The organism is Micromonospora sp. WMMC273 (assembly GCF_027460285.1).
Classification (GTDB): domain Bacteria; phylum Actinomycetota; class Actinomycetes; order Mycobacteriales; family Micromonosporaceae; genus Micromonospora; species Micromonospora aurantiaca.
Genome location: NZ_JAPZBE010000001.1, coordinates 3,943,249 through 3,956,537, shown reverse-complemented (window position 1 = coordinate 3,956,537; position 13,289 = coordinate 3,943,249). Strand labels below are relative to the sequence as shown.

At 74.3% G+C, this 13,289-nt stretch carries 8 protein-coding genes; 2 read left to right on the top strand and 6 right to left on the bottom strand.

Features of this window, described 5'->3' with window-relative positions:
* Nucleotide 1: 1 nt before the first annotated feature.
* Entirely contained in the window at nt 2–1,597 is a 1,596-nt protein-coding gene (locus O7611_RS18155; RefSeq protein WP_194803090.1) for an FAD-dependent oxidoreductase, read from the bottom strand.
* Between the two features lie 40 nt (nt 1,598–1,637).
* The gene (locus O7611_RS18150) at nt 1,638–2,684 is read right to left on the bottom strand and encodes a LacI family DNA-binding transcriptional regulator (RefSeq protein WP_194803091.1); all 1,047 of its coding nucleotides are present in this window, start codon (nt 2,682–2,684) and stop codon (nt 1,638–1,640) included.
* 384 nt (nt 2,685–3,068) lie between these two features.
* On the opposite strand from O7611_RS18150, the gene O7611_RS18145 reads away from it, so the two are divergent.
* Nucleotides 3,069–3,554, top strand: coding sequence for a hypothetical protein (locus O7611_RS18145; protein ID WP_269697286.1), 486 nt, complete (start codon nt 3,069–3,071; stop codon nt 3,552–3,554).
* A gap of 1 nt (nt 3,555) precedes the next feature.
* On the opposite strand, the gene O7611_RS18140 is transcribed toward O7611_RS18145, so the two are convergent.
* The 4 genes from O7611_RS18140 to O7611_RS18125 form a co-directional block, all read right to left on the bottom strand.
* Nucleotides 3,556–4,365, bottom strand: coding sequence for a metal-dependent hydrolase (locus O7611_RS18140; RefSeq protein ID WP_091427497.1), 810 nt, complete (start codon nt 4,363–4,365; stop codon nt 3,556–3,558).
* A 119-nt stretch (nt 4,366–4,484) separates the two neighbouring features.
* Nucleotides 4,485–6,995: a serine/threonine-protein kinase gene (locus O7611_RS31915; RefSeq protein WP_332367423.1), complete on the bottom strand. Its 2,511-nt coding sequence runs from the start codon at nt 6,993–6,995 to the stop codon at nt 4,485–4,487.
* Between the two features lie 80 nt (nt 6,996–7,075).
* Nucleotides 7,076–8,401, bottom strand: a complete 1,326-nt coding sequence (locus O7611_RS18130) for a glycosyltransferase family 4 protein (RefSeq protein ID WP_269697285.1) — start codon at nt 8,399–8,401, stop codon at nt 7,076–7,078.
* Between the two features lie 127 nt (nt 8,402–8,528).
* Entirely contained in the window at nt 8,529–10,472 is a 1,944-nt protein-coding gene (locus O7611_RS18125) for an amylo-alpha-1,6-glucosidase (protein WP_269697284.1), read from the bottom strand.
* Nucleotides 10,473–10,514: 42 nt separating this feature from the next.
* Between O7611_RS18125 and O7611_RS18120 the strand changes: the two genes are divergently transcribed.
* Nucleotides 10,515–13,235 carry an MGH1-like glycoside hydrolase domain-containing protein gene (locus O7611_RS18120; RefSeq protein WP_269697283.1) on the top strand — a complete coding sequence of 907 codons (2,721 nt, stop codon included), beginning with the start codon at nt 10,515–10,517 and terminating at the stop codon, nt 13,233–13,235.
* Nucleotides 13,236–13,289 lie beyond the last annotated feature (54 nt).

The window sequence follows — 13,289 nt, the reverse complement described above, 5'->3', positions numbered from 1 at the left end:
TTCAGTAGCCCGCGATCTGCGGCCAGCGGCATTCCACGCCGGCGGCCGAGATGCGGTCCGTGAATTCGGCCAGCAGGCGGGGGGTGCCGCGGACCGCGCGCGGGGACTCGCCCCGCGCAAGGCAGAAGTCGGCCAGCAGGCCGGCGACCTCACCGACGTTCCACTCGACCGGGTGCAGTCGGTAGCTGCCGTTGGTGATGTGCGTGGTGCCGATGTTCTTGCCGGCCGGCAGCAGGTTCTCCATCCGCTGCGGGATGAGCGCGCCGAGCGGGATCTCGAACGGGCAGGAGCCGACGTCGATGTAGTTGTCGCCGCCGGTCGACGGGTGCAGGTCGATGCGGTACATGCCGACGCCGATCGAGTCGGGGTAGCTCACCGCGCCGTGCTCGCCGCGTACGGCCAGGGAGAGGTCCTGCTCGACCACGGTGTACTCGGCGCGGATGCGGCGCGACTCCCGGATGTAGGGCGCCTGCGCCAGCCCGTCGGGGCTGCCGGTCACGTCGCCGCGCAGCCGCAGCCCCGGGTAGCCGGTGCCGCCGTCGGCGCGGGGCGCCTCGGTCTGCAGCCAGTACAGGACGGAGTACGACAGCTCGCGCGCCTGGGACAGGTGCCAGGACGCGTTCGGCACGTCGATGACCGGGCCCTCGAAGTAGTCGATCATCGGCCAGTTGACGAGCGTGATGTCGCTGCCGTACGCGCCGTCGACGAAGTTGCGCCGCGCCGCGATGCGCCGGAACGTCCACAGGTTGCCGTCGCCCGGGTTGAGCCGCTGGTCGGCGTTGACGCCCAGCGGGTCGTCGTCCGGGTTCGGCGTGAAGCTGCGCTCGACGATCTCCAGCGTGCGCGGGTGCGGCGACCGCCAGGACAGCAGCCGGTCGCCCCAGAAGTCCGGCTTGTAGTCGCGCCAGAAGTCGTAGCCGGCGGGCCGGTCGATGGTGTGGTCGCCGTCGACGTGGTCCAGCGCGAAGCAGACGGACACCGCCTGCATGTTCAGCGGCTGAGCCTCGGCGGGCGCGCTCGGCTCACCGGTCTGCGCCTGCGACTCGAACCCGGTCACGTACTCGGTGCCGGTCAGCGGCAGCAGCTCACCGGTCTCGGTGGCGTCCAGGACGTACGGCGCCTCCACCTCGATCCGCTCGTCGCGGTCCCGATGGGCGAGCGTGACGCCGGTGACCCGGTCGCCGTCGGTCTCGGCCGCGACCGGCCGGTAGGGCTGCAGCACCGTCAGCCGCCCGGACCCCCGGTACGGCGCGAGCATCTGCTCCAGGACCGCGACCGCGACGCGGGGCTCGTGGCAGAGCCGGCTCACCCAGCCGGCACCCGGGTTCAGGTCGGTCCACGCCCGGGACCGCTCGGTCAGCGGGTAGTGGCGGCGGTAGTAGTCGCGGATGCCGTCGCGCAACTCCCGGTAGCTCGCGGTGGCGCCGAACTGCTCGATCCAGGAGTGCTCGTCCGGCGGGACCGCCTGGCTGGTGAGCTGCCCGCCGAGCCAGTCGAACTCCTCGGTCAGGATGACGGACCGGCCGGCACGGGCCGCGGCCAGCGCCGCGGCGACACCGCCCAGTCCGCCCCCGACGACGAGGACGTCCGCACGCATTAGTACCACTTGCTTCCTTCCAGTTGCGCGGCCGGGCGTGTCAGCGCCGGTCGGCCGCCGATCCAGGGACGCCGAGGGTGTCGCCCTCGACGAGTTCGCAGGGCAGGAGCCGTTGCTGGAGGCCGCCGGCGCTGCCGTCGATGACGCCGGTCAGCACCTCGACGGCCTGGCGGCCCATCTCCTCGCGCGGGATGCGGAACCCGGTGAACGTGATGTCGGTGGGCACCGGGACGGTCGGGTCGCCGAGGGTCACGACGGACAGGTCACCGGGCACCGTCAGCCCCTTGCGGCGGGCGGCCGCCTCCAGCGCCACGGCGGTGGCGAAGTCCTCCACGAAGGCGACGGTGCTGCCGTCGGCCCGCAGGTCGTCCACTGTGGCGTCGGCGGTCTCCGCCGTCGCGGTGATCTGGCGGGCGCCGTCCGCGCCGGTCGCGCCGGCGTGGAAACCGCTGCGCCGGTCGTGCGAGGACTCGGCCGAGGTGCCCATGCCCACGTACGTCAGACGCCGGTGTCCCAGTTCCACCGCCCGCTCGGCCAGCCGGTGGACCGCGCTGGCGTAGTCGGCGCCGACGTAGGGCACCGGGCCGCCGGCGTCGTCGCGGCGTCCGACGGCGACGTAGGGGAACCCGTCGCGGTTGAGCCGGAGCAGCTCCGCGCCGTCGATCTCCCGGCCGAGCAGGATGCAGCCGTCGGCCAGCCGCAGCCGGTTGTCCTGGTGGAAGATGCGCCGCCGGCCGTCCACCACCGGGGCGCTGGTGAACAGCAGCAGGTCGCAGCCGACCCGTTCGGCGTACTCCTCGATGCCGAGCAGGAACGGGTGGAAGAAGTCCCGGCTGCCGCTGGGGAAGGCCGGCTCGTAGGTGAAGACGCCGATGATCCGGTTGAACCCGGAGGCGAGGCGGCGGGCGGCCGGATCGGCGGCGTATCCCGTCTCGGCGATGACCTGCAACACCCGGTCCCGTGTCTCCGGCGCGATCCGGACGTCGGCGTCGGTGCGGTTGTTGAGCACCAGCGACACGGTCGCCTGGCTGACGCCGGCCATGCGCGCGATGTCACGCTGGGTGACACGCCTGGGGGGAGGGGTCACGTCGGTCCTTCCACTTCCGCTAATGCGTATTAGCGATCGGGTCGGGATGGAGCCTCTCTGCTCTCCCGGCGTCCTGTCAAGGGGTGGCCGGAAGATTTCCGTTCGATGAACTCCCTGATGTAATGCGGATTAGCAACCGTTTCCGCCGCCGTCCGGCGGTTGTTCGGGCGGAGATCTTGACAAGGGTCGACCGAGCGCGCGACAGTAGGCGAACCTCGGCGCTAATGCGCATTAGCGTGTCGTCGATCGTCCGCGCGGACGATCGACGACTACTGCTTCCCTACTCAGAGTGATGCCGGGTGCGGCCTCTGTCCGCCGCCGTCCCGGGCACTACCGTTCTCATCGGACGGTCGTGGCGCCGTCCGCACGGGGGAGGGGGACAACGTGGGCACCACTGTCGCTCGTCATCTCGCCGGAGCAGTCGCGGCGTGGCTCGTCGTCGTCGCGGAGGCGGTCGCCGGCTACCTCGGCCTGCTGGCGTACGCGCTGGTCACCGGCGCCGACCCGGGCGGCCCGCTGGCCGGACCGCTGCTGGTGCTGATCGCGGCGCTGCTCGGTGTGGCGGCGCTGCCGCTGCTGTTCGCGCCGGCCGTCGCGCTCGGTGCGGCGGCGGGACGGCGGCGGGCCGGTCCGGCGCTCGCGTACGCCGGGCTCGTCGCAGTCGTGCTGGCCGCCGGCTACACCGCCGCGACGGCGGTCGCCACGGACGTGCCCGGCCCTCGGGTGCCGCTGGTGGCCGGGATCGCCGCGCTGCTGGCCCTCCCGCCGACGGCGGCGTACGCGCTCACCGCCCGCGGCGTGGGCTGGACCGCCCGGCTGATCCGGGCCCGGGCGGCCACCGCCCGACCGGTACGCGCCGAGGCGCGCTGACCTACACCTGGATGTCGAAGCGCTGCAGCACCGACGGGGCGACCAGCCCCACCGCGGCCAGGACGGACAGGATTGTCATCGCGGTGCGCAGCACCACCGTCTCGGCCTTGCTGCCGGTACGCAGGGCGATCTTGTTGGGCAGGCCGACCATCGTCCACATCCGGCGTTTGATCGGGATGGGCCACAGGATCGGCACCCCGGCCCGGGTGATCATGTCGCCGAGGATGTGCACGAAACAGCCCACCCCGACCGCGAGCCCGATCATCGGATAGCCCCGGTCGCCGGGCAGGTTGGCGAACGTGAACCAGGCCGCGGCGGCGGACACCAGCGTGACCACCACCCAGCCGGCACGCTCGGCCCACTTGTCGAACAGCCCGCGCAGCGCCAGGCCGATCATGAAGAAGAGGATGCCGACCACCGCCCACTTGCCGTAGTGGGCGCACAGTGCGGTGGTGCCCCAGCCGACGAGCACGGTGAACGGGATGGTGTGGGTCAGCGTGCGGTGCCCGTTGTTGCGGCGCGGGTCCTTGCTCAGCTTGGTGGCGTAGTAGACGCCGAGCGAGATCTTCTCCATCACCTCGGCGACGAAGAGGCTGACCACGCCGAAGGTGCGGGCCACGGTGGCGCCGCCCTGGTTGCGGGTGACCTTCCCGGACAGGTCCAGGTCTGGGAAGAGCGCCCCGCCGGCGCAGACCGCGGTGCCCACCGCCAGGGCCAGCGGTGTCTGGTGGTAGTCCGCGAACTGGGCCATCGCCCAGGAGCCGGTCAGCCACACCGCCGCGCCCGAGAGCGCGTGGGACGGTCCCATCATCTCGGCTCGCCCTTCCCGAAGATCTTGATCCACAAAAACTACGCCACTGTAGTCAGCCCGTGCGACAGCGGGGCATCAGCCGGACGGTCCACTGGGGAAGTGGTGCCCACCGCGCCGCATCAGCCCGCGGTACGGGTGGGCCGGACCGTGCCGAGGCTCGCGCGGATGACGGCGAACTGCTTCGAGGCGGCGGGCCAGTCGGCGTCGGAGGTGGTCCAGCCGAGCGTCCATCCGGCCCGCTCGCCTGGCAGCACGCGCAACGCGCGCATCCGTTCCCCGTACGGCGCGGTCCAGCGGCACTCCCACGCCGCGCCCGGGCCGTCGGACTCCAGCCGGACCTTCTGGTAGTGCGGCAGCCGGCCGGCCGAGGTGAGATCCCGCTCGGACGACTTCAGCCGGCCCACCGGATCACCGCCCGGGTACGGCTCGACGCCCAGGATGCGCCGCGTCTCCGGGTCCTGGAAGCAGGTGGTGTCGCCGGAGCGCAGCTGCAACCAGCCGGCGGGCAGGGCGATCCGGAAGCCGCCGGTGTCGGCGGGCCAGACCCAGCCGGCCGGAACGGTCACCGGCGGGTCGTCCGGTGGTGGTCCCTTGCGGACCGGTGTACCGGCCACGTCGGGCCGGACGCAGGGGAACGGCGGAGGCGGCGCGCCCGGCCCGGGCGGGCGGTCCCACGGGCGGGCGACGGCCTCGGTGGAACTGCCCGCCTGCGGCGGATCGTCGCGGCCACCGGTGATAGCCAGCGCGGTGCCCACCCCGGTCGCCACCGCCAGCAGCACGGCGCCCAGCACGATTCCCCAGCGGTGCAGCGGGTTCCCGTCGCCGGAGGTGAGCGGGGGATCGGCGGGGCGGGGGACACCGGCGGGCCGGGGCGGGGCCGGGTGAACGGCGCCGCTGTCGACCGGCCCGCTGTGGGCGACCGGTGGAGGCTTGCCTACCGGCGCGGCGCCGGGGCCGACGATGTGCACCGGGCTGAGGGCGTCGGCGCGGGGCGCCGACTCGGGGCCGCCCGGGCTGCCCGGGTCGACGAAGCTGGTGAGGACGGTGGGGCCGAGGCTGATCGGGGCCGGGCGGGCCGGCCCGCCCCGGGACGGTTCCGCGGTCGCGGCCTGCTCCGGTTCGGCCGCCTGGCCGCGTTCCGGTTCACCGGGCCGGGCGCTCGTCGGTGGTGCCGCGCGACCCACAGCGGCCGCGCGGCCGACCGCACCCGAGCCGCCGTCCCCGGCCGGGCCACCGGCGGGCGGACCGCCCGCCGCGGAGGGCCCACCGACCGTCCTCGGGCCTCCGACCACCTGCGAACCGCCGCCCGGGCCGGCCGCGCCCGCGCCGACGACCGTGCCTCCGACAGCCCCTCCGACCGCTCCCGAGCCGCCGACCGCTCCCGAGCCGCCGTTCGCGTCCGGACGGAGGTTTCCCTCCGCACGGCCGATCGGCGCCGACGAACCGGCCGCGTCCGTGCGCCCGAGCGCTCCCGAGCGGCCGGCCGGGGACGCCGGACCGCCGATGTCCGCGCGGGCGGCCGGGACCGAACGGGCGCCCGCACCGGCCGGACCGGAGGCGTCGGCCGCCTCGCCGCTCGGTGGCGCGCGGTCGCCCTCGGCGGGCGGGGCCCACTCGCTGCGCTTCGCCGCCCGGCTCCACGCGCGGGCGGCGGCGGCCGGTGGCATCAGGTCCGGGTAGATGCCACCCGGGGCCGCCGGGTTCCCCGGTGACCCCGGCTCGTCACCCGCCGCGTCGGCCTCGCGTCCGCCGGCCGGCCGCTCGGCCGGCGCGGCGCCGGCGCGGCCCGCCGACCCGGCGGCCTCCGCGTCGGCCTCCGACACCGCGGCGACGCCGAGCAGGCGGGCCGTCTCGCGGTGCCCCAGGCGGGTACGCGGATCGCGCCGCAGCAGCCCGGTCAGCACCGGCGTCAGCGGGCCGGCGTGCGGAGCCGGGTCGGGCGGCCGGGTGGCGAGCGCGGCGAGCGTGGCCATCGCGGTGCTGCGGGCGTACGGGGAGCGGCCCTCCACCGCGGCGTGCAGCGTGGCGCCGAGCGACCACATGTCCGCCTCGACGCTCGACACGCCGTCGGCGGCCCGCTCCGGGGCCACGTACTGGGGGGAGCCGAGGACCAGGCCGGGCCGGGTCATCGCGCCGTCGCCGCCCTGGAACACGGCCAGCCCGAAGTCGGTGAGCAGCACCCGCCCGTCCCGGGCCAGCAGCACGTTCGCGGGCTTCACGTCCCGGTGCAGCACCCCGGCGTCGTGCGCGGCGCGCAGCGCGGCGAGCACCGACAGGCCGATCTCGGCGGCCCGGCCGGGCGGCAGCGGCCCGTCGGTCTCGATGATCTCCTGGAGCGAGCGCGACGGGACGTACTCCATGATCAGCCAGGGTTCGCCCTGGACCCGGACCACGTCGTAGACCCGCACCACGTTGGGGTGGTTGAGCCGCGCGGACGTCCGTGCCTCGCGCAGCGTACGGGCGCGCAGCTCGTCCTGCTCGTTCTCGGCGAGCCAGTTCGGCGGCACGACCTGCTTCACCGCGACCTCGCGCTGCAGCTCCTCGTCGCGCGCCCGCCAGACCTGGCCCATCCCGCCGCGGCCGACCAGTTCGAGCAGGCGGTACCGCCCCGCGATCAATACCTCCCGCACCGCACTCCTCACCGCTGGTCAGTGGTCCACAATAGCCAACGGATCGGACGGTACCTATCGCATGTCAGTGCGTCATGCCCCTAACTTGCGGCGCCGGCGAGCAGGTTCCCCTCCGGGACGGTGATCGGGGACCGGTCGCCGGCCAGCAGGGCGGTGGCCCGGCGGGCCTGGAACGTGTCGTGGTCGCGGCGGGCGGTGGCATAGGCGGCGGCGGTGCGGGCGGCGATCGCCGACCAGGTGTAGCGCCGGCTGACCATGCTGCGCGCCTTGCGCGCCACCCGCCGGGCGAACACCTCGTCGCCGAGCAGCCGGTCGACGGCACCGGCCAGCGCGTCCGGGTCGCCGTGCGGGAACGTCACACCGGTGACCCCGGGCTCGACGATCTCCGCCAGCCCGCCGGTACGCGCGACCGCGAGCGGCGCTCCGGCGGCCGCCGCCTCCAGCGCGATCATGCCGAACGGCTCGTAGAGGCTGGGGATCACCGTGGCGTCGGTGGCGGCGAGCACCGCGGGCAGTTGAGTGGCGTCCATGAAGCCGGCGAACCGGACCGTGTCCCCGAGGTGCAGCCGCCGCGCCTGGTCGACCAGCTCGTCCCGGTACGGCCCGTCTCCGGCGATCACCACCCGCAGGCCGGGGTGCCGCCTCGCCAGGTGCGGCACGGCGTGCACCAGGTGCTGCACGCCCTTCTCGTAGACCAGGCGGCCGGCGTACCCGACGAGCGGCCCGCCCGCGGCGAAGCGTGCCCGGGCGGAGGCGACCGCGTGCGGCCGCGCCCGCCAGGCCCGGTCGTCGACGCCGTTGGCGACCACGTCGATGCGCCCGGACGGTACGCCGAACAGCCGGGCCACCTGGTCGCGCATGTACCCGGAGCAGGCGATCACCCGGCCGGAGGCGTTGCTCAGCCAGTGCTCGACACCGTGGATGGTGCGGTTCATCTCCTCCGGCAGCCAGCCCTGGTGCCGGCCCGCCTCGGTGGCGTGGATGGTGGTCACCAGCGGCACGTCCAGGTGCTCGGCCAACGTGACGGCGGTGTGCGCGACCAGCCAGTCGTGGGCGTGGATCACGTCGTAGGTGCCGGACGCGGCGGCGCGCAGCGCGGCCCGGGTCAGCGTGTGGTTGAACGCCATCGTCCAGGCCAGCAGCGAACCGGTGGCCAGCGGGAACCGGACCGGATCCTCGGCGGCGCGGACGACGCGCACGCCGTCGGCGTACTCCTCCAGGGGAGCGCCCTCGGCGTGGCGGGTGACGACTGTGACCTCGTGCCCGGCGGCGGCAAGCGCCACTGACAGCGCGTGGACGTGGCGGCCGAGGCCACCGACGAGCACCGGCGGGTACTCCCAGGAGAGCAGCAGCACCCGCAGGCGCCGGGCGGGCTGGATGTCGATCACTTCGGCGTCAGCTGACACGCGGCCCCCTTTGAGTTGTGGCGTCCCCACCCCGGCGGCGTCGCCGCGGTGTCCGGTGGGGTCGGCACCCATCCTGCCGAGGGGTCGATAACCGGCGGCGACGCGCCGGTTGCCGGTCTGTAACGCGTTACCGGCGCGTCCGCCGCGCGCGCAGCAGCTCGGCCACCGACCACGCCTGGAAGGGGCAGCCGGTGGCCGCGTGCGGCGCCGCGCCGTCGGCGGTCTCGCTGACCGAGCCCAGGCCGTCCTCGGCGAGGTGGCCCACCAGACCCACGAGCAGGTCGTCGGTGGGCAGCCCGGCCCGGCGGTACGCGTCCAGCAGCGGCCCGGTCAGCCACGGCCAGACGGTGCCCTGGTGGTACGCGGAGTCCCGCTCGGCGGGCCCGCCCCGGTGCCGGCCGGTCCAGCCGGGGGAGTCCGGGGCGAGGCTGCGCGGCCCGAGCGGGGTGAACAGCGCCTCGGTGATCCGGCGCAGCGCGGCCTCGTCCGGCTCCAGCGGCGCGTGCGGCAGCGACCAGGCGAGCAGCTGGTTGGGGCGCAACAGGTCGTCGTCGTGGTGTGCGGCCCCGCCCAGCGGGTACGCGGGCGCCGGCGCGTCCACCACGTCGTACAGCCAGCCGGCCGGGGCGGGGAAGCGCTCCCGGAACGCGGCGGTGGCCCGGTGGTGCAGGGCGTGCAGCGCGGCGGCGTCGCGTCCGGCCAGCTCGGTCAGCTCGGCGAGCCCGGCCAGCCCGTTGATCCACAGCGCGTTCACCTCGACCGGCTTGCCGGTACGCGGGGTCACCGGTACCCCGTACACCCGGGCGTCCATCCAGGTGAGCGCCACGTCCGGCGGGCCGCCCTGGGCCAGCAGCCCGTCGGCCGGGTCGACGCCGATGCCGTACCGGGTGCCCGCGACGTGCGCCTCGACCACGCCGTGCAGCGCGGGCAGCAGCTCGTCGCCCAGGTCGGTGTCGCCGGTGACGGTGACGTGCCGGTGCACCGCGTGCAGGAACCACAGCGTCGCGTCGACGGTGTTGTACTCGACCCGGCCGGTGTCGGCCGTGTTCGCCAGCATGCCCTCGTTCAGCGTGGCCGCGTACGCCCGCAGCAGGTCCCGGCCCTCGTCGGCCCGGTTCGTGCACAGGAACAGCCCCTCGTAGGAGATCATCGTGTCCCGCGACCAGGCCCCGAACCAGGGGTAGCCGGCGACCACGTCCGGGCCGGTGGCGGTGCGTACCACGAACGCGTCGGCGGCGAGCGCGAGCGTCGCCTCGACCGCGTCGCCGGGTTTCGCCGCCGCCACCACCGCGCGGCTGCGCCGCCGGGCCGCCTCGACCACGGCGGTCGCCGGCGGCGGCTCCTCGGCCAGGTCGTCCGCCCAGGCCAGCACCGACACGGTCGCGCCCGGCTCGTCGAGCGCGCCGGTGAACCGGCCCGCGTACCAGAGGTCCTCGTCCGGGTGCAGGCCGCGCTCGGCCTCGGTCCGGTGGCGGACCCCGTGCCACCACTGCCCTTCCGGGGTCCAGTCCGGTCCGGCCAGGCGGTACGCGCCGTCGACCACCGCGCCGCCGGCCGCCGGTTCCAGGCGGGGTGCGGGGCCGTCGGCGCGCCGCTCGCCGTGCGCGTCGCGCCAGGTGCAGGCCGCGGCCAGGTCCAGCCGCACCGGGCCGCCGGAGATCAGCCGGTGCACCACAGCGACGCAGGAGCGGCCGTACGTCATGGCGATCTCCCGCTCGATCACCACGTCGCCGACGCGCCACCGCCAGCGCGGCACCCCGTCGGCCAGGTCGAAGTGCTCCAGCAGCTCGAAGCCACGCGGGTCGACCACGCCCGAGGACCACTCGTGCGCGCCGAGGCGGACCTGCCGCCCGGACGGCAGCGTCACCGCCGGGTCGAGGCTCACGAGTCCCACCTTGCGGGACGCCGGCGTGTCATCGGCCACCACGAGCAGCCCGTGATACCGGCGGGTACGCAGCCCGGCAACGGTGCCCATCGCGTACCCGCCGCGCCCGTCCGTGACCAGCCATTCCCGCGCGGTGGCGGCGGACAGCTCGCCGCAGACCCGCGGCCCGAAACGGATGTCGATCAACTTTCCTCCACCGGCAGCGAGGTGTGACATGCCACGGCGACAATGGCCGCTGTGGAGAAGTACCCCGGTGGCGTCGAAGATGTGCCAGTGATCACCGACCGGTCGACCTCCGCGTCCCCCGACCCCGAGCGGCACCGGCTCGCCCAGGCCGACGCCGGGGAGCAGGACTGGCGCGCATGGGGCCCCTATCTGTCCGAGCGGGCGTGGGGGACCGTCCGGGAGGACTACAGCGAACACGGCACGGCGTGGGACTACTTCCCCCACGACCACGCGCGGTCCCGAGCGTACCGGTGGAACGAGGACGGCATGGCCGGCGTCTGCGACGACCGGCAGACGTTCTGCTTCGCCCTCGCGCTGTGGAACGGGCGCGACCCGATCCTCAAGGAGCGGATGTTCGGCCTCGGCGGCGACGGCGGCAACCACGGGGAGGACGTCAAGGAGTACTGGTGGTACCTCGACAGCACCCCGACGCACTCCTTCATGCGCTGGCGCTACCACTACCCGCAGGCCGCCTTCCCGTACGACGAGCTGGTCGCGGTGAACGCGCTGCGCGGCCGGGACGACACCGAGTACGAGCTGGTCGACACCGGCATCTTCGACGACGACAGGTACTGGGCGGTGACAGTCGACTACGCCAAGGCGTCACCGGTCGACATGTGCGTGCTGGTCACCGTGGCGAACCGGGGCGCCGAGGACGCGACACTGCACGTGCTGCCCACGCTGTGGTTCCGCAACACCTGGGCGTGGGGCCTGCCCGGCACCGACCGGATGCCGAAGCTGACCGGCGAGGAGGCCGGGGCGCAGGGCGGCGCCCGGCTCGTCGGTGACCACTGGGTGCTCGGCCAGATCCTGCTGGAGGGCGACGGCGACCCGGTGCCGCTGCTGTGCGACAACGAGACGAACGCCGAGCGGCTGTGGGGGCTGCCGGGGCGGTCGGCGTACCCGAAGGACGGCATCAACGACCACGTCGTGGCCGGCGCCGCCACCGTCAACCCCGACCGCACCGGCACCAAGGGCGCGCTGCACTACGTGCTGGACGTGCCGGCCGGCGAGCAGCGGCAGATCCGGCTGCGGCTGACCCGTACCGCGCCGCCGCCGGCCGCCGCGCCGCCCGCCCCGGCCGACCTGGGCGACGGGTTCGACACCGTGCTGTGGGCGCGCCGGGCCGAGGCGAACCGGTTCTTCGACACCGTCATCCCGGCCGCCGCCACCGCCGACGAGGCGCTGGTGGCCCGCCAGGCCATCGCCGGGCTGATGTGGGGCAAGCAGTTCTACCACTTCGACGTCGAACGGTGGCTGGCCGGCGACCCCGGCTCCGCGCCGCCGCCGGCCGGCCGCCGGCACGGGCGCAACAGCGCCTGGTGGCACATGAACAGCTTCGACGTGATCTCCATGCCGGACCCGTGGGAGTACCCCTGGTACGCGGCCTGGGACCTCGCCTTCCACTGCGTCACCATCGCCCGGGTCGACCCGGGCTTCGCCAAGGAGCAGATCCTCCTGCTGCTGCGCGAGTGGTACCTGCACCCCAACGGGCAGATCCCGGCGTACGAGTGGGCGTTCGGGGACGTGAACCCGCCGGTGCACGCCTGGGCGGCGCTGAAGGTCTTCGAGATCGACGGCTCGCGCGACCACGAGTTCCTCGCCCGGGTGATGCACAAGCTGCTGCTCAACTTCACCTGGTGGGTCAACCGCAAGGACACCGGCGGCAACAACGTCTTCGAGGGCGGCTTCCTCGGGCTGGACAACGTCGGCCCGTTCGACCGCTCGGCCGCGCTCCCAGTGGCCGGGGTGCTGGAGCAGTCCGACGGCACCGGCTGGATGGCCATGTACGCGCTCAACCTGCTCGACATCGCGATCGTGCTGGCCGAGCACGACCGCGCGTACGTGGACACCGCCACCAAGTTCTTCGAGCACTTCGCGTACATCGCCGCCGCCGCGTACCACCAGGGGCTCTGGGACGCCGAGGACGCGTTCTTCTACGACGTGCTGCGGCTTGCCGACGGCACGAAGGTGCCGCTGAAGGTGCGCTCGGTGGTCGGGCTGCTGCCGCTGGCAGCGGTCACCCGGCTGACCGCCCGGACCATGCGCCGCCTGCCCGAGCTGGGCGCCCGGCTGCGCTGGTTCCTCACCAACCGCCCGGAGTACGCCGAGGTGATCGGCGCCCGCCGGCTCGGTCCGGACGGCCGCCAGCAGCGGCTGCTGTCGATGGTCGCCCCGGACCAGGTGGTACGGCTGCTGGCCCGGATGCTCGACACCGACGAGTTCCTCTCCGAGTACGGGCTGCGCACGCTGTCCCGGGCCCACCTGGACAAGCCGTTCACGGTCACGCTCGGCGGGCAGGAGTTCAGCGTCGGCTACGAGCCGGCCGAGTCGACCAGCGGCCTGTTCGGCGGCAACTCCAACTGGCGCGGCCCGATCTGGATGCCGACGAACTTCCTGCTGATCAGCGCGCTGCGCGACTACGCCGCGTTCTTCGGCGACGACCTCCAGGTCGAGTACCCGACCCGGTCCGGGGTGAAGCGCACCCTCGACGAGATCGCCGACGACCTGTCCGCGCGGCTGATCTCGCTGTTCACCCGCGACGGGTGGGGACGGCGACCGATCTACGGGGCCGCGCAGCTGTTCCAGACCCACCCGGACTGGCGCGACCTGATCTGCTTCCCGGAGTACTTCCACGGCGACAACGGCGCCGGCCTGGGCGCCTGGCACCAGACGGGCTGGACCGCGCTGGTCGCCGACCTGATCCTCACCCTGCGCCGCTGACGCGGCCGATCCTCACCGTGCGCCGCTGACGTGCGGGGCGCGGCGGGGGTACCG

Excerpts from the sequence above, each read along its gene's own strand:
- O7611_RS18120 (WP_269697283.1), top strand. The coding sequence starts at position 10,515 with ATGGCCGCTGTGGAGAAGTACCCCGGTGGCGTCGAAGATGTGCCAGTG.
- O7611_RS18140 (WP_091427497.1), bottom strand. The coding sequence starts at position 4,365 with ATGATGGGACCGTCCCACGCGCTCTCGGGCGCGGCGGTGTGGCTGACC.
- O7611_RS18155 (WP_194803090.1), bottom strand. The coding sequence starts at position 1,597 with ATGCGTGCGGACGTCCTCGTCGTCGGGGGCGGACTGGGCGGTGTCGCC.